This is a genomic window from Coprococcus sp. HPP0074 (assembly GCF_964238105.1).
Taxonomy (GTDB): domain Bacteria; phylum Bacillota; class Clostridia; order Lachnospirales; family Lachnospiraceae; genus Faecalimonas; species Faecalimonas umbilicata.
The window spans coordinates 82,235-100,555 of the sequence record NZ_CAXSKS010000001.1 but is presented as its reverse complement, the minus strand read 5'-3'; the positions used below and the strand labels follow the sequence as shown (position 1 = coordinate 100,555).

The 18,321-nt window shown below is 39.8% G+C and carries 11 protein-coding genes and 2 pseudogenes; 3 read left to right on the top strand and 10 right to left on the bottom strand.

The window, feature by feature from the left end; genetic code table 11:
• Window positions 1-101: 101 nt before the first annotated feature.
• From ACESPO_RS00510 to ACESPO_RS00500, 3 genes are all read right to left on the bottom strand, one after another.
• Window positions 102-893, bottom strand: coding sequence for a helix-turn-helix transcriptional regulator (locus ACESPO_RS00510; protein ID WP_119987217.1), 792 nt, complete (start codon window positions 891-893; stop codon window positions 102-104).
• A gap of 167 nt (window positions 894-1,060) precedes the next feature.
• Window positions 1,061-2,440, bottom strand: a complete 1,380-nt coding sequence (locus tag ACESPO_RS00505) for an MFS transporter (RefSeq protein WP_022251081.1) — start codon at window positions 2,438-2,440, stop codon at window positions 1,061-1,063.
• A 6-nt stretch (window positions 2,441-2,446) separates the two neighbouring features.
• The gene (locus ACESPO_RS00500) at window positions 2,447-5,512 is read right to left on the bottom strand and encodes a glycoside hydrolase family 2 TIM barrel-domain containing protein (RefSeq protein ID WP_499788319.1); all 3,066 of its coding nucleotides are present in this window, start codon (window positions 5,510-5,512) and stop codon (window positions 2,447-2,449) included.
• Window positions 5,513-5,675: 163 nt separating this feature from the next.
• Here ACESPO_RS00500 and ACESPO_RS00495 point away from each other — a divergent pair, with 163 nt between their 5' ends.
• The 3 genes and pseudogenes from ACESPO_RS00495 to ACESPO_RS00485 all read left to right on the top strand — a co-directional run.
• Complete coding sequence (locus ACESPO_RS00495; protein ID WP_499788318.1) at window positions 5,676-6,527, top strand: helix-turn-helix domain-containing protein; 852 nt, start codon at window positions 5,676-5,678, stop codon at window positions 6,525-6,527.
• A 279-nt stretch (window positions 6,528-6,806) separates the two neighbouring features.
• Window positions 6,807-8,576, top strand: a pseudogene (locus ACESPO_RS00490) (HAD-IC family P-type ATPase); the annotation flags it as partial.
• Window positions 8,576-8,797: pseudogene (locus tag ACESPO_RS00485) on the top strand (IS91 family transposase); the annotation flags it as partial. The pseudogenes ACESPO_RS00490 and ACESPO_RS00485, both read left to right, overlap by 1 nt.
• A gap of 263 nt (window positions 8,798-9,060) precedes the next feature.
• Here ACESPO_RS00485 and ACESPO_RS00480 read toward each other — a convergent pair.
• The 7 genes from ACESPO_RS00480 to ACESPO_RS00450 form a co-directional block, all read right to left on the bottom strand.
• Complete coding sequence (locus tag ACESPO_RS00480) at window positions 9,061-9,330, bottom strand: YkgJ family cysteine cluster protein (protein WP_268802778.1); 270 nt, start codon at window positions 9,328-9,330, stop codon at window positions 9,061-9,063.
• Between the two features lie 77 nt (window positions 9,331-9,407).
• Window positions 9,408-10,151, bottom strand: coding sequence for a PD-(D/E)XK nuclease domain-containing protein (locus ACESPO_RS00475; RefSeq protein ID WP_499788317.1), 744 nt, complete (start codon window positions 10,149-10,151; stop codon window positions 9,408-9,410).
• Window positions 10,144-11,328, bottom strand: coding sequence for an ATP-binding protein (locus ACESPO_RS00470; protein WP_268802798.1), 1,185 nt, complete (start codon window positions 11,326-11,328; stop codon window positions 10,144-10,146). The genes ACESPO_RS00475 and ACESPO_RS00470 overlap by 8 nt, the downstream gene beginning before the upstream one ends.
• 870 nt (window positions 11,329-12,198) lie before the next feature.
• On the bottom strand, window positions 12,199-15,267 hold the full coding sequence (locus ACESPO_RS00465; protein ID WP_499788316.1) for a glycoside hydrolase family 2 TIM barrel-domain containing protein: 3,069 nt from the start codon (window positions 15,265-15,267) through the stop codon (window positions 12,199-12,201).
• A gap of 99 nt (window positions 15,268-15,366) precedes the next feature.
• Window positions 15,367-16,140 (bottom strand): YibE/F family protein, encoded by a 774-nt coding sequence (locus tag ACESPO_RS00460; protein ID WP_008975332.1) that lies wholly within the window; start codon window positions 16,138-16,140, stop codon window positions 15,367-15,369.
• Window positions 16,137-17,270, bottom strand: coding sequence for a YibE/F family protein (locus ACESPO_RS00455; RefSeq protein ID WP_499788315.1), 1,134 nt, complete (start codon window positions 17,268-17,270; stop codon window positions 16,137-16,139). The genes ACESPO_RS00460 and ACESPO_RS00455 overlap by 4 nt, the downstream gene beginning before the upstream one ends.
• A gap of 157 nt (window positions 17,271-17,427) precedes the next feature.
• A complete protein-coding gene (locus ACESPO_RS00450; protein WP_009262024.1) occupies window positions 17,428-18,276 on the bottom strand; it encodes a DegV family protein in 849 nt (282 codons plus the stop codon).
• Window positions 18,277-18,321: the final 45 nt, after the last annotated feature.

Here is an 18,321-nt window from a genome sequence, read left to right as displayed (position 1 = left end):
CCATTTAATCTTTGATGGAAATATAATACTTCTCTTTGAATATATCCTTTAAATTTACTTGTCGATATGTTTCTTTTCTATAAGTAATAATGAGACATGTTCTATTTTTCCCACCATGTTTTTCGATATTCACTAGGCGTCCGCCCATACTTTTGTCGAAAAACTCTATTAAATGTCCTCTGGCTTTCAAATCCAGCTTCCAGATAAATATCTGTAATCCTTCTATCCGTATTTTCCAACAAAGAGGTCGCATAATTTAAACGAATTTCATTTAAGTATTGGTTGAAATTTGTATGAAAAATACCTGAAAAAATTTTTGATAGGGCAAACTTATTAGTTCCCAGAGCTGATGCCACTTTCCCAAGTGTAAGTTCCTCTTGAAAATGTGACAACAGATAGGTCATCGCTGCATATATCAGATCATTACTCCCCACACTGTCTTTTTCTATGAATCGGAATGTTTCCCTGCACCGGTATAATATAATCTGCAAATAAGCCTGCCCCACAACCTCACTGACTTTCTGATCTTTTGTCAGACAACTCAGGGCGTTTTTAACTTCTCTATGTAAATCTGCGCTGGCAATCACCGGGTTTTCCGGACATTTCTTCTGAAGAAGCGCCATAAACGGACCACTTAGTTCCAAAGAAGCATAAAACTGGTACACCTCATTTTCCCCCTTTGAAAACACCTGATAATGATGAATCAAATCTGGAAAAACAATAGCAAAATCCCCCTTTTCCATATGATACAACTCATATCCAATGCCAAGCTCCACCTCCCCTTTTGTTACATATACCAGTTCTATGGCATTGTGAAGGTGAGGGGGAACATGATGTGGTTTTTTCCTTATCATACTGAACTTTTCTTTTTTCTCTTCATAAGACGGCTGCATGATATTTCTTTCCCCTCTCAAGAATTGGCTACATTTCTTTTTGATATGGCACGCAGGTTTTCTGCCCATCCGATATAATAAACTCAGTAATCAGGGAAGGAGGAAAACCAGAATGAAAAAACTGATGAATTACTTACAGAAAGTCATGAATTTTTATGCGGTTTACTTCAATCATGCATACCGTCTTTCATAGACTTTTCCTGTAAAAGTTTCTCATTTGCCTTCTCTACATTCATCTTTGCCATAATAACGGTAATGATAAGCGTGATTACTACTGGAATCCATAAATACATGATCTGCAGCATCTGGATACAGGAATCAGACTGTACAACCAGTGTGCCGTCAAAGCCACTGAAATCCAGAAGCCAGCCGGTAATGGCAATTCCAATTCCACCGCCCAGCTTAATACCAAGAGAAGTACAGGAATACATGGTTCCGTCTACTCTTTTATGCTTTGTGAGATATGTATATTCTGAGCAGGAGGCAATCACAGCATTCATATCCCCCTGCCATGGTCCCATACCAAAAGCTGCAATGCCAGTAAATAAAAGCATCAGTGGCACACTTCCCAGATAACCGGCTACTACGACCAGGGCTCTTCCAATCGTTCCAATCACGTATCCTGTAAGGTTCAGTTTATACATTCCTCTCCACTTTTCCACCAGCATCGGTGTAATGAGCAATGCAATAATCAGTGGAATATTAATGGCCCAGGAAAATACACCATACAGATTTTCATTGAACAGGATATACGTCATATAGTAAATACCCATATTCAGCATAGCAGTATAAATCTGCTGAAGGATATAGGTAGCACAGATCATAACATAGTATTTATTGGTAAACAACAGTTTTGCAGCATCCAGAAGGGAATATTTTTCATCATTTCCGGATTGTTTCCCATCATTTAATTCTTCTTCCGCTAATTCCTTTACAGAAAGTACAGAAATCGTATTGACAATCAATCCAATTACTGCATAGATAATCGCAACCGTTCTCCAGCCGGCAGCTCCGCCACCCATCCATTCTACAAAGCCAATGGTCAGAGACTGAATCAACAGACTTGTGGAAAAAGCAAAAATGAAGCGATAAGAACCCATCTGTACACGTTCTTTACTATTCTTTGTTACCAGGGCTGTCAGAGCAGAATACGCAATATTATTCGCTGTATAAAATACTGCATTTAACAGTGTATACGCAATAAAAAACCAGGCATACTGTGCAAATTCTCCCATATTTGCAGGTATTGCAAAAATAGCGACTAAGGTTACGGCACAGCCAATATAGCCATAGAGCATCCAAGGTCTTGCTTTTCCCATTTTACTCTTTGTTTTATCAATCAGGGTTCCAAAAAAAACATCCGTAATTCCATCGAATAACTTAGATACGGCAATCAAGGTTCCAATAATTCCCGGATTTAATCCTACTGTATTGGTAAGATAAATCATGACAAAAGAGGACAGGAACGCATACACGACATTTCCTGCAATATCCCCAAAGCCATACCCAACTTTGTTATACCATTTTAAATACGTTTTCTCTTTCATGTGTTCCTACCATTCCTTCCCAAATAAAAACTTCATATCAAATGTAAAGGTTTCTTCTGTAAACTGGTACTCTTTCCGTAGTTCCGGACCACAGCTGTTGGAACCAATGCCGTTCTGTGCATAATCCAGACAGACAATGGTACTTCCCGATTTTTCCAATTCAAAATTGTGTGCCTTTCTCGTCAGTTCTTCCTGTGAGTAATAAGACACATTGAAGGAAAACGGCCTGGAAGATACTGCTGTAACGGTCTGATTCTCCTTTTCCAACATCAGATAATCACAATCTGTATGGCTTCCATTCTCCTGCGGGCAGATATAATCTTCATGCTGTTCCTCTACCGTTGTATCATACAATCCATGGCTGCAGGAACGGCATTTATCCCGATAACTTTCGTGCGGTCCCAATCCATAAAATTTCAGATTTTCATATTCTCCCCTCAAAAACAGGCGGATGCCAAATCTAGGAAGCTGCGGAAATTCCCTATCCTTTTTGACGTGCATTTTGACAGATATTTCTCCTGTCCTGTAAATCTTCCATACGGCCTCTATATCCAAAACCTTCTGAATTGCTACTGCAGCCACGGACACCGTACTGTAAATCCGAATTCCTTCCCCATTCATTTCCCAATGAGTATCATAAGCCCTGGCTTTGCTCCGGTCATATCCGGCATCTATCCATTCTTGTTTGATCTTCCGGTCATTATCCGTAGGTGCTCTCCAGATATTCAGTTCCATAGGGGTTTCCAGAAGTTCCTCTCCATCTACACTTAATTGTTCAAATAAACCCGAAAGTTTATTGTAAACATAGAAGAATGTATCTGACCGGATGGAAAGAAAACGATCTGTTTCAGAAACCTGTACCTCTGCTTCTTTCTGTTCCTGAGTTTCCAACAAAGCTGTTGCCTGCTGGTTTCTTCCATCCTGATTTTTCAAAAGGATTTCATCAAATCCCATCCCACTGCCCTGCGCCATAACACTGGTACCGTGCTTTAAATGATAAGATACTTTCAAATAACATTTTCCGCTGTCTGGAACGGTAATATCCAACAAAATAGTTCCTTTCTTGTGAGGCAGTACAGACTCCTGCAAAATGAACTGTTTTTTCTCCAGCAGCTTTCCGTCACAGTTTACTTCGTATACCAAATAGATATAATCCTTTAAATCCACATAGTTCATATAGTTTTCCAGACACAGCTCCCCTGTTTTCTGACAGAAAGACACCACTCTTGCCGGACGGTACACATTCTGGTATTCCAAAAGCCCTGTATGGGGTGTTCTGTCCGGATATACCAGGCCGTCCATACAGAAATTCCCATCATGGACTTCTTCTCCAAAGTCACCTCCATAAAGGTACTTTTCTTTTCCATTAGCAGCCTGTCCCTGATAAATAGCATGGTCGCACCATTCCCACACAAAGCCGCCGCAGAGGACATCATACTCATAAATTATTTGAAAATAGTCTTCTAAATCTCCCGGTCCATTTCCCATGGCATGACAGTATTCAATCAACAGGAGCGGTTTGTCCGGTTTTTTGTCCATATATTCCTGAATTTCTTCCAGGGAAGGATACATCCGGCTGAAAATATCAATGTTACTGTAATCATATTTCCTTCTGTCGCTGCGATAAAAAGAACTTTCATAACAGGTGAGCCTTGTAGAATCAAACCCTTTTGTCCATTTTAAAGCTTCCTCAAAAGTACAGCCATAACCACATTCATTTCCCATAGACCAGATAATAATACAAGGGCGGTTCTTTTCCCTGTGTACACAAAGTTTTGTACGATCCAGAGTTGCCGGGATAAATTCCGGGTTGTCCGAGATCCGTTCATTCCATTTCCTGCTTACATTTTCCCAATTGGAATCTTTTAAATACTGGGACTGGGTTCCATGACTTTCATTGTCTGCTTCTGCAATCACAAAGAATCCATATTCATCACAGAGCTGGTAAAAATAAGGCACATTCGGATAATGGCTGCTGCGGACTGCATTGAAGTTGCTTTCTTTCATCATCTGCAGATCCTTCTTCATCTGCTCCAGTCCAATCACAAACCCTGTTACTGGATCGGAGTCATGACGGTTCACCCCTTTGAATTTGATGGCGGTTCCATTTACATAAAGGACTGCATCTTTGACACAGATTTCCCGGAGGCCAATCCGGTCTGTAATCACTTCCCCTTCCGTTTCCAGAACCAGAGTATATAAATACGGCTGTTCCGGATTCCACAGATTTGGCTCTTTTACAAGAATTACTGCTTTATGTGTATAAACAGTACCTGTATTTTCCTGAAATACCTGAGAAGCAATCTCCTTATGTTCTGCATCATACAAAGTAAGTTTTGTTGGCACTGCCTTTCCCTGATAACTAGCCTGTACTGTAATTACTGCCTGTTCCTCCTGGATTTCGGTAGTTGTAAAGTAGTCATAGACCACATTTTCCGGGCGGTTCACAAAATACACATCCCGGAAGATTCCACTCATTCGAAATTTATCCTGATCTTCCAGATAAGTTCCATCACACCATTTCAGAACCAGTACCGCCAGCGTATTCTCCCCATTTTTCAGAACTTCCGTCACATCAAATTCACTTGTGGCATGGGAAACCTGACTGTAACCTACATACTTTCCATTTACCCAGACATAAAAGCAGGAATCCACCCCTTCAAAATTCAGATATGCTCTGGGCGCCTCCTCTGGTATTTCATAGTAAAATTTCCTGACATAGGCTCCGCATGGATTCTCCTGTGGAACATAAGGCGGATCCAGTGGAATCGGATACCTCACGTTAGTATACTGGTGGCTGTCATACCCGTAATTCTGCCACACCCCCGGCACCTCTACCTGTGTAAATCTGCTGCAGCCATATCCTTGTTCGTAAAATTTTTCCTGCAAATCGTAGATACTGTTAAAATACTGAAACTCCCATGTTCCATTCAGACAGATAACCCGATCTGAAGAAAAACGATCCTCTACCAGTGGTCCCATATCATGGGAAGCTGGCATATAATATGCTCTGCTGGGCATGGTGTTTTCATGCATTATTTTTAAGTCCTCGTAATGTCTTGGCACGATCATAATATTTTTCCCCTTTATTTTTATGATTTTTTCCTTTAGTTTATCATTATTTTACGCTATTTTTACACTATTCGTCCATAAACTCTATTGGACAAAACATGCACGAAATGATACACTATCTTTAACAGAAGCCTACTTGTTTAAAGGAGGTGCGAGACGCATCATGTATATCAACTCTGGTTATCTGCATAATTCATTATTGGATTTTAAAGATAAGAGCAAATCACTAGTAGTGGGAAGCTGTGGGACATACCGGCTGATCCACCAGCCCAAGCTTCCCACGTATCGCCCCCGGGGAAGGATTGACTATCAATTGCTTTATATTGCTGCAGGGAAAGGTCATTTCTTTTTGAATGGCAAGGAAGAGATTATAGAAGCCGGACATATGATTTTATACAAGCCACGGGAAATGCAAAGATATGTTTATTATGGGACAGACCAGACAGAAGTTTACTGGGTTCATTTTACCGGTAATAATGTAAAAAATATTTTAAGAGAATACCATTTGTTTGAATCCGGACAGATTATCCAGACTGGAAACTCTACGGAATATCATCAGATTTTCCGAAAAATGATTCAGGAACTCCAGCTTACCCGTCCTCATTATGAAGAATACTTATCTCTCCTGCTCAGGGAACTGTTCCTTCTGATTAGCCGCCAGGCTCCTATGGGCATCTCTTCCCAGAACCGGATGTTGCAAAAAGAAATGGAAGAAGCTACACAGTATTTTAATGAACATTTTGCAGAAGAACTATCGATTGAGCAGTACGCCATGGACAAACACCTCAGTATCAGCTGGTTTATCCGAAGCTTTAAACGTTACAATAGCGTAACTCCCATGCAGTATATACTAAATCTCCGGATCACAAATGCAAAGACACTGCTCCGGACTACTACATATTCTGTATCCGAGGTGGCATCCATCGTTGGGTATAATAATCCGCTGTATTTCAGCAGACTGTTCAAAAAACAGACGGGACTTCCTCCATCGGAATTTCGGAATAATAAGATTTAGGAAAGCGCATAGTTTCAAATCAATTTTATATTATAGACGTAAAACTTCTTTATATCCAATCTGCTCTTCCAAAAATGTATTTCCCGTTTTTTGTTTTGCCATAATGCTTCTCCTAAAAAAATTTTATTCTGCCATACTTTACCTGTTCTGAAAAGGGCGTAGCGTTTAAAATATATCCCTCCAACGAATCGCAAGAAAAAAGCAAGAATATAAATCTGTCATTTTCACAACTCTATGTTAAAATATTCTTACTTATACTACGAAGGGAGAAATCTATTTTTGTCGAAAGCAACACTATTTGACAACCGTATCAAAAAGTACGCTTACTGTAAGCCGCCAGAAATCTACCGGGATCTTGGTACATCTGTCCTTGGGCTATCCAAAGAACAGGTGGATGCAATGCGGGAAAGATATGGCAAAAACAGTTTTCAGGAACGTAAAACAGATACCACCATCCAGCGATTGCGGCGAGCGTTTATTAATCCATTTCATGTGATTCTATTTATTTTAGGTATTGTTTCTCTTGTTACCGATGTTTTTATGGCCTCTAATTTTACACGGAATGCTACTACTGCCCTTATCATTTTTTCCATGATTGTAATCAGCGGTATCATCCGTTTAATTCAGGAGCTGCGAGCGAAAAGCACAGCCGAACAGCTTGACCGTTTGATTCACGAAAAGGTTACCGTAAGACGGAATGGGGAACTACGGGAAATTCCCGGTGAAGAATTAGTAGTAGGCGATCTGATTCTGTTTTCTGCTGGTGATCGTGTTCCAGCGGACATCCGGCTGACAAAGGTAACCGATCTATTTATTTCCCAGGCCGCTATCACTGGAGAAAGCGCCATTTTGGAAAAAAGCTGCCGTACACTTTGTTACAAAGAGCAGGAACCCATAACACAATTGGAAAATCTTGTGTTTATGGCGACCACAGTTATCAGTGGAAAAGGGGAAGGCATCGTGCTGGCTGTAGGAAGGGATACTCTATACGGTGGATTTACCAAACCTAATTCTGAAGATAAAAATGCTTTTCAAAAAGGAGCCAATTCCATTGCCTGGGTCATGATCCGGTTTATGGCGGTTCTGGTTCCCATTGTATTTCTTATATTGGGGATCACAGGTGGAAAGTGGCTGGAATCCTTTGCATTCGCACTGTCTGTAGCGGTAGGGCTGATGCCGGAAATGCTCCCCATGGTCATCACCGCCTGCCTTGCAAAAGGAAGCCTTGCTATGGGTAAAAAACAGACCATCATCAAAGATCTGAACGCCATGCAGAGCTTTGGAAGCATGGATGTGCTTTGTATGGATAAAACAGGAACACTGACCAATGAAAGTGTCCTGCTGGAATATTATATGGATATTCTGGGCAATGAAAATACAGATGTCCTGGATCTGGCTTATCTGAACAGTTCCTATCATTCCGGCGTCCGTAATCCCATTGACAATGCCATTCTTGCCTGTAAATCCATGCCAGGCAGGGAAATCCATTATGCCAAGCTTCTGACAGAATACCAGATGGAAAAAGATGCCAGACAAAGCGTATTTTGTGTGGTAGGGGAAATGCTGCAGGATGGGATGAAGGTTATTGCTGTGGCTCGGAAACGAGTGGGAAGACGAAAGGAAATCACACCTGACGATGAAAGGGATATGACTTTGGTTGGTTATCTGTCTTTCTTCGATGCCCCAAAACAGACGGCAGGCGAATCCGTAACAGCACGGAAGAGATTAAAAGTAATCCCGAAGATCCTGACCGGAGATCAGGCAGACATTGCACTATCCGTCTGCCGCCGGGTTGGAATCTCTGCCGAACATATCCTGACCGGCACCCAACTGGATGAAATGACAGACTGTGAACTGAAAAAGGTGGTAGAAGAAACCCATGTTTTTGCAGAGCTTACTCCTGGTCAGAAAGTGCGTCTGGTTTCTGCACTCAAAGAGAATGGTCATACCGTTGGATTTCTTGGGGATGGGGTCAACGACATTCCTGCACTAAATGAGGCAAATGTAGGGATTTCTGTAGATACAGCAGTGGACGCCACCAAAGATGCTTTGTCAGGATCCGGCATTATGGACTTCTATGTTCCCGCAGCAAACACAAAAAACTCACTTTATGCCGGAATCTTCTCGGATGCAAAAAATATCTTTCAAAGCTCAGGGCTAAGGAAATGCCGGAAATACTGAAACAGCTATACGGGATAAACATCTGTGTATGTAAATCCTGCGGTGGATATCTTGGAAAACCACAACTGAGAATACCGCAAAGGTGTTAAAATCCAAATCTTTTATATGTTTTTAAGCCTCAAAATCCTGAGGTTTTATTGTTGTACCTATTTATCTGAAAATCCTTGATTTCTGTAGCGTCTGCATAGGAAATCCTGTATAATCATGGATAAGAACGAAAGATTAAAAGTCCATAGGTAATATCTACTCGGACGCTCACTTTATTCAATTAGGTCAAATCGAAAATAGAGTAAACGAAGGGGCAGTTCACTGAAATGTCAAAACTGCTTTTTCGTTTACCCCATCATCGATTCTAACCTAAAGAATTTATAAGCTCTTCTTCCGTAATTTCCAAATATTCTGCATCTTTCTCCAAATCTTCTTCTGGAATACTGACACAGTACATCTTACAGCAATTCCTACATCTGCTGCAGTCGTAATTTGCAAACAACTCTTCATGAAGCTTTTTGAACTGCTCGTCCAATTCTTTTTCATCTGCATTACATTTTAAAAATGTACGAAATTCAATATTTTCATTTTCCTTTTTCTTCGCCTCAAATTTTACTTTTCTTGGTGCAATCATATTATCACCTCATTTTTCTCATCTTTTGCTGACACTGAGCCTTTTCTCACCCAACTCTGTCCCGTCAAATTTATCCTTTACATATTGACAGGTTGCAAAATAATAATCCTGACTTCCTTTCCATCAAAACTCCTGTTAAAATTTGTTTCAAAAGCATGCCTGTCTTTTATAATTTTTTCTTTGTCGTAAATATAAAAGAATATATAATCCGCCTTATAATGTACAATATCAGCTTCTATTTCTTCTGTCAGCTTTTTTAAGTTTGTTGATGTTCTTGTACGCTTTGCTTCTATGATTGTATTTAAAGAAAGAATTTTTATATCGCTTCTAACTGTTCCAACTCCCGAATCATCATTTACCTCTCTTCTAGCATCCGGATACAATGGCTTTATAACTGCATAAAGCAAATGCTGTAAATCATATTCATTTTCAATCTGTATTTTTTTCAAGTTTTCAGACGTAAGTGATGCCCTCTTATCTGGTTTTACTTCCCTAAACGCTTCTAAGAAGAAATAAAAATTTCGCAGATACCTTTCAATCTCCTTTTGAATAAATTGTGATGACTCCTCATATTCTTCACATAAAATACTGTCCAAATAGATCAACAGATTTTCCTTTGCCTTTAACATATTTTCACGGGTAGATTCTTTTGAAAATTTGTTCACCATATATTTCTGTTTATTTCTAATATTTTGAACAATATCATTCTTATATGATTCTTGTTTCATCATCTGGTGCAACTTCAATATAAATGCCTCATATTCCTCTACAGTATCCACTAATTTCAACTTTTCGATATATTCTTTCAGCATATTATCCATTCATTCTCCCCCATCTCAGATAAAACAAAAACAACGGATCCAAAACATACACTTTTCCGTCTTTCCATTCTATTGCTTTATAAATTTCTTCTTTTTCTTTTAGGATTGTTTGTAAATTATTTAAATGACTTTTTACAGAATTTCTATCCGGTTTTCCTTCTGTTTTAGGAATAAGGTTTATGATTCTGTCATAAACTGTGTCAAAATCTAATTCCATAATCGGAGGATTTTTGGCTAACGATTCCACAATCAGTCCATACAAATCCAATTCTTTTCCATCTAATGTTTTGTATAAATTTCTTTTCTTTCCACGCGGATTTGGACCTTTAGACATTACATTTACCACATCGTAATAGTTAAAGTTAACCGTTGTAAATTTATATGCCATTTCCAACATATCAAAATTTACAATATGCTCATTTTTGTCTTCCAACAATGTGCAAATGCTCAGACAAATATACTGCATTAACTGTGGTGATGTAAGGCATTCAACTGCCAACTGTTCTGCAACTTCATCTGTTATCTTAATGTCAAGTTGTTTAAATCCTTTCAAAGCAATCTCTTTTAAATCCTTTTTTTCCCACGCTTCAATATTAATTAAACTCAATCTTCCCGATAAATCTGCATTCTGGCGAATTGCATCGTCTGCCCTATGCGGAAGAGAAACTACGACTACCTTTAATTCTCTTCTAATTGCATCTCTGAGCTGTTGTGCCATTTTTGTCTGCATCTCTTTTGAAGCATAATGAAAATCATCAATTACTAATACTTTATCGTGCTCTTTATAATATTGAATAACGGTATCTTTCGCTAGAACATACTTTTCACTTTTACTATCTGTTTCCTTACTATTTCCTTCATTAACCTCTCTTTCTGTTGTCAATTCTCCTTTATAAGGCAACCCCACTTTTGCAGCAACAATTGCCCAAAAATCTGTGTTGCTGTTAAAATCCGCACCAGAAATTTCAACAATGTTGTCAAATCCAATTACCTTCTCGCATAAGATTGTCTTTCCCATTTTTGATGGTCCAATTAATGATGTAAGGCAACCCGCTGTTCTCAATGCCTGCTTTAAACGTAATTCATATGATATACCTGTATTTTCATAATTCCTGGAGACATATGTATATTCCGGATACGCTCCAGGTTTAAATACATTTTCTGCTTTTAGTCTCATATTAGCACCTCCAAATATTAATTACTCTAATTATAACACATTTTATTACTTTTTAAACATTTTATTACTTTTTAAACATTTTATTACTTTTTATTGGTCTAAATATCATTTGACCATAATATAACTTCATTGTTATACTCCAGCACAAATGATTTTGTTCTCTAGCATACTTAATAGAAAACAAAAAGGCTGAAGCCCATGATGCGACTCCAACCCTTTAATTTCTCTCGACAAAAGAAAACATATAACCCTTGCATTTATATTTAATTATTCTGAATGATATTCACTCCAAATTACCATTTTTGCGTAACAAATTCAATTTCGTAACAATATCATTCTTTCATTTTCAGTTTCGTTTAGTTTCATCCAATCCATACATCTCGTACTTCAAATCACAGAACAACACTATATATTGTTCTTTAGCACTGCTACATTATAGCACTTCAGAAACGTCCGGAAAGCACACAGCGAAACGGATATCCACCTCGTTCTTATCTTTCATCACCGAGTTCACTTCGTTCCCGATATAGCGGGCCGGCTTCTCGATTTTTAGTAATATTTCATCACTTAAAGCTAGTTTTCTCATATAGTTCCTTTCTATTTTCATCTATATTTCCTATTTATCAGCAGAAAACACTGCGTTTAATACTCCCCATAGTTCACACAAGGAGATACAATACATTGGATGATCCAATTGACACTATTATATACATTTTAAGGAAGAACTTCAAGCAAATATCTTTTGCCAACTCTTCTTGCCTCAATCAGAAAAGCAGGAGACCTCTGATTTCCTGCTTAGTAGAGTTCTGACTATTAAATTTTAATTAATCTATCCATTGTACAACCTGCAATGGATACTCTTAGTTTCATCTATAACACCAATTCTTTTCCCACTAAGATCTTCATTTGAAAAGTGAATTCCTCTTGATCAAACCGGTATTCTTTCTGAAGACGGGGACCACAACTGTTAGAACCGATTCCATTTTGTGCATAATCAAGGCAGACAATGGTGCTACCCGACTTTTCCAATTCAAAATTGTGGGCTTTTGCTGTCAATTCTTCCTGAGTATAGTAAGACACATTAAAAGAAAATGTTGTTGGGGAGACTGCCGCAAATGCTTGATTTCCTTTTTTCAGTACCATGTAATCACAATCCGTGTGGCTTCCATTCTCCTGAGGCCGAATATAATCCTCATGCTGTTCCTCTATGGATGACTCATAAAGGCCATGACTGCAGGAATGGTATTTATCCTGGTAACTCTCATGCGGACCAAGTCCATAAAATTGAATGGTCTCATATTCCCCTTTCAGAAATAGGCGGATACCAAATCTCGGAAGTTCTGGAAATTCTGTGTCTTTTCTCACATGCATTTTCACAGAAAATTCTCCTCTACCGGAAATCTCCCACATCACATCAATCTCCAGGACTTTTTGTAATGCCACCGCCGAGACAGATAACCTGCTATGGATCTGCACCTTTCCTTCCTGCATTGTCCACTCTGTTTTGTACGCTCTAGAGTGGCTCCGATCATATCCTGCACGAATCCATTCGTCTTTGATCCTCCGGTCATTGTCCGTAGGTGCTCTCCAGATATTTAACTCCATCGGAGCATCAAACTGTTCTTTTCCGTCTATAGTCACCTGTTCAAACATCCCCGAAAGCTTATTGTAACAGTATAAAAACTGATCTGTCTGGATCAAAAGCAAACGATCTGTCTCTGAAACATGTATCGATCCATTTCTCTCCTGCATCGCTAAGAGTGCCGCCGCCTGCCGATTTTGTCCGTCTTCATTCTTCAAAAGAATCTCATCAAATCCAAGGCTGCTGTTCTCTTCCATCAAGTTCGTTCCACACTTTAAATGGTAGCCTATTTTCAAATAACATTTTCCACTTTCCGGAACAGTTATCGGAAGAGAAATCTTGCCTTTCATGCGTGACAGGATAGACTCCTGCAGTATAATTTTCCCTTGTTCCGTCATGATTCCATCACATGTCACTTCGTAGGTCAGAAAAAGATAATCTTTCAGATCCACCGCATTCATATAGTTTTTCAGACAAAGACTGCCGCTCTCCTGCTCAAATGAGATCACTCTCGCCGGACGATATACATTCCAATACTCCTTCAAACCTGTATGTGGTGTCCGATCCGGATACACCAGTCCATCGACACAGAAATTTCCATCGTGTACTTCTTCCCCAAAATCACCACCGTAAAAGTACATTGTCTTCCCATCTAAAGTTTCTCCGCGATACACTGCATGATCACACCATTCCCACACAAATCCTCCGCAGAGCTTGTCATACTGATCAATCTTGCGGAAATAATCTTCGAGATCCCCCGGTCCATTTCCCATCGCATGGCAATACTCAATCAATAAAAACGGCTTCTCCGGATTCTGCTCCATATAGGTGTCAATCTCTTCTAACTCCGGGTACATTCTGCTGAAAATATCAATATTGCTGCAATCATACGTTCTCTTCTCACTTTGATAAATTGAACTTTCATAACAGGTAAGCCTTGACGGATCAAACTGCTTTGTCCATTTTAATGCCTCCTCAAAGGTACATCCATAAGCGCACTCATTTCCCATCGACCAAATGACCACGCAAGGGCGGTTTTTCTCCCGATGTACGCAAAGTTTTGTGCGGTCTACTGTTGCCAAAATAAATTCTGGATTATCTGCAATCCGCTCATTCCAGCGCCTGCTTGCATTCTCCCAGCTAGAATCCTTCAAATACTGAGCTTCCGTTCCATGGCTCTCATTATCTGCCTCCCCAATTACGAAGAATCCGTACGCATCACAGAGCTGATAAAAATACGGTGCATTCGGATAATGACTGGTGCGGATCGCATTGAAATTATGCTGCTTCATTAACTGCAGATCCTTTTTCATCTGTGCTGCTCCGACGACAAAGCCCGTTACCGGATCCGAATCATGTCGGTTAACCCCTTTAAATTTCACCGGTGCTCCATTGACATATATCACTGCGTCTTTGATACAGATTTCCCGGATTCCCACCCGGTCTGTGATGACTTCCCCGGCACTCTTCAAAACCATTGTATACAGATATGGCTGTTCGGGATTCCACAATTTGGGTTCTTTAACCGAAAGGATTACCTGATGTGTATAGCCACTCTTCTCCGATTTCGCAAACATTCCACAGGCTACTTCCCTGTTTTCCTCATCACAAAGCATAACCTTTACCGGCACTTCCTCTCCAATATAGCTTGCCCGGACAGTAACAGTTGCATCCGACCTTCCCAATGTAGTTGTTACAAAATAATCGTAGACTACATTTTCCGGTCTTCTTAACAGATAGACATCCCGGAAGATTCCGCTCATGCGAAATTTATCCTGATCTTCCAGGTAAGTTCCATCGCACCATTTCAAAACAAGTACCGCAAGCGTATTTTCTCCGTCAAGCAACACATCTGTGACATCAAATTCACTTGTAGCATGAGAAACCTGGCTATACCCGACATACTTTCCATTGATCCAAACATAAAAACAAGAGTCTACCCCTTCAAAATTCAAATAAGCTCTTGGTATATCTGCCTGTTTTTTGTAATCAAATTTATACACATATGCGCCACATGGATTTTCCTGGGGTACATACGGCGGATCTAATGGAATCGGGTATCGTACATTGGTATACTGATGGCTATCATAACCATAATTCTGCCAGTTTCCCGGTACCTCCACCTCCCGAAAACGATCAAGATCAAATCCCGGTTCATAAAATCTGTCTTGCAGATCATAGAGACTTTCAAAATATTGGAATTTCCACCTTCCATTCAAACAGATTGTTCGGTCGGAAGAAAATCTGTCTTCCACCAACGGTCCCATATTGCAGGAAGCCGGTATGTAATAAGCTCTATACGGCATGGTGTTCTCATGCATAATTTCTAAGTCCTCGTAGTATTTTGGCACTAACATCACAAAATTCTCCTTTACCTTTCTAGTTTTTCTCTGCTTTAACGTGAGTTTATACTTTTTCCACTGTTTTGTCCATACACTCTAGTTTGAAAAAATTTCTTATTTTTCTTCCTTCTTCTCCTCTTTTTTCAGAAAAAGCATACACCCTGCCGAAGCAACCGGCACAGTCAACAGACATGCAATCGCGCTGAAAAGCATCGCAGACACTCCCTGAAACAACATTTTGGAATTTAAAATTACTTCTGCCGTATATTTCACATTTTTCAGATAGAAAAAGAGCAGTAAGGAATCTCCTAAGTAAGCGAAGAACAGCGTATTCACCGTAGTCCCGATAATGTCTTTCCCAATCTGCAATCCCGAATGATAAATTTCACGTCTACTCATATCTGGTTTGTGCAAAATCACCTCGTACAAAGAAGATGTAATAGATAACGCGGTATCCAGCACTGCCCCAAGGGTGCTGAGCAATACCATACACACAGTAATCTGAAGCATGTTAATATGCAGATTGGTATTGTAATAATACATCACATCTTCCTGGATTGCCTGTATTTCATTTAATCCACCACTTCTTGCATCCCACAAAAGCAGAAAAATTGCTGCAAGCAATAACAGGATAACTATCCCGGTTGCTCCGAACGCAATCTCTGTCTTCTGATTTTTCCCATTTTGTTTTACCAGTGTAATATAACTGATCAGACCGGCTGCAATTCCAGTAATGATAAGAGGTGAATGCCCGCCTGCCATCAAAATGATTGCCAGTGACAATACCAGCAGATTTCCTGCAAGAGACATAACAGACACTGCTCCCCGGTCTCCACCGATCACCATCATCAATCCAAATAAAATCAGCGCAAGTATTCCTATCATCATCTTTCATTCCTCCGATCTTTTCTAACTTTGCAGGTTTTCATAAAAACTGAAGCAAAAAGTATCGAAACTGGAATTGCCAGTACAATTCCGATACTTTCTATCAGAAAGCAGCAGATCTCATATGGAATATGCAGACGAAGGATCGTAAAAAAATCTACGTCATTGTTCATTCGAATCAAAAAGGTCGGAATCTGACTGCATGCAAATACAAACAAGAGTACATTCATCATTGTTCCCATAATATCATAACCGATCTCTCTTCCTGAACGGATCAGCGCCCGCACAGAAACAGATGGATTCTTCCTCGTAATTTCTCCGAGCGCTGATGAAATCGTCACAGTGACATCCATAATCGCTCCGAGTCCTGCCAACATGATTTCTGCACGAAATAATTCTCCTGGATCATCCATACTTCCAAGATATTCCATCGAAGAATAATCAAGCCCTCCGGTATACCGTACTGTCAGATCAAAGATTCCCATGATCAGCGCTAAAACACTCAGCGTAGATAACACTGCCGCCCACGTTTTCTTATGGAATCCATTCAGGATCACAAGAGGTATTACCGCAAATAGAACTGTCATAAATCTACAGACAACAAGCACTTCTCTTCCTTTCAGGAACCCTGTAAACCCAAGGAAAAAAATTCCAAAATTTGCCACAACCGTGAGGATGGTAAGCATCCCTTTCTCCTTCGTAACCGCAAGCAGAAGGAAAATAAGCGCCCCTGCAAGCACTGCCAGGTGGGTATCCCTTTTCAAACTTTTGATCGTTCCTTTCAAAGAGTCTCCCTCCAGAGTAACGAGTACTTTATCTCCCTTTGCATATTTTTGATCCAGTACCCCGGAATAAGAATATTCATTGTTCAGCCGTACTGTCTTTCCTTTTTTTTCTCCGTTCAGCAAAATTCCTTTGATGTTTTGCGTATAATAAGGTTCTCTCCCTCCCCGAACATCTTCTTCCTTCCTGCTTTCCTTTGTATGCACTTCCGTAATCTTAACAATAGGTGTCTGATATACCCACGCATCATTTGCCACAAAAAGAAGCAGGTAAAAATACAATAAGATTGCAGCAAAGATTCTTTTTCTTCTGACAGACACATTTTCTTTATTTTTCTTTTCTTCCCACATCACACTTTTTCCTTCATGATCACTTTTTAATTTTTCTTTATCGTATTCAGTTTTTCACTACTTGTCAAGTGGCAGCTAAAAACCTGTCTTTTTCTCAAAAATTTAGTGGAGAGTGTGATCTGATGCCATTCACACTCTCCACTATTATTTAAAACAATTATTTTTCATCTTTCTTCTTTTTTACAAAGCTGATCGCAACACAGGCCGGACCAACATGTGTCCCGATGATGCCACCTACCGGATACAGGTGGTAATTTGTCAGACCATACTTTTCAACAGTCTCTTCCATGAACTTTTCCCCAATCTCCTTATCGGATGTATATCCAAAATAGACCGGTTCCTTCTCATCGATTTCATAGGATTCATATTCTTTCCACAGATACTTCACGCCACCCTTTCTTCCGCGTGCCTTCCCTAACATCGTCAATTCTCGATCCTTCAGTTCAATCACAGGTTTGATCTGGAGAACATTTCCTAACACAGCAAGTGCTGCCGGAATCCGACCTCCCTTTTTTAAATAGGTGAGTGTATCTAACATGCCGCATACCGTGACGCGCTTTTTCAAATCCTCTATCGCCGCAACAATTTCTTCCATCTTTTTCCCTTGGGCGCGCATATCTACCGCCTTCTGTACCAGAAAACGCTGAGTAACAATCGCCTGCTCAGAATCAATGATCCAGATTTTCTCATATTCACTCATCTGTTTTGCAAGATTTGCTGCGTTGACTGTCCCACTCAATCCGCTGGAAAGAGTAATCACAAGCACTTCCTCATTTTTTTCTTTTGCTTCTTCGTACAACTGCAAAAATTCCTCCGGAGACGGCTGACTGGTAACCGGAAGTTCCTTCTCTTCAGCAAGCTTATCAAAAAAATGGATAAAATCCTCTTCTGTTTCTAATGGAAAATCTCCATCTGAAAATTTTGTCTTTAACCAGACAATCCGAATGTCCATCTCCTCTGCTTCCTGCTTTGTGATATCCGAAGCGGAATCTGTAATAATCATCATTGTAAAATTTCCTCCTTCAACAGATTGACAACCTCTGTCTGATTT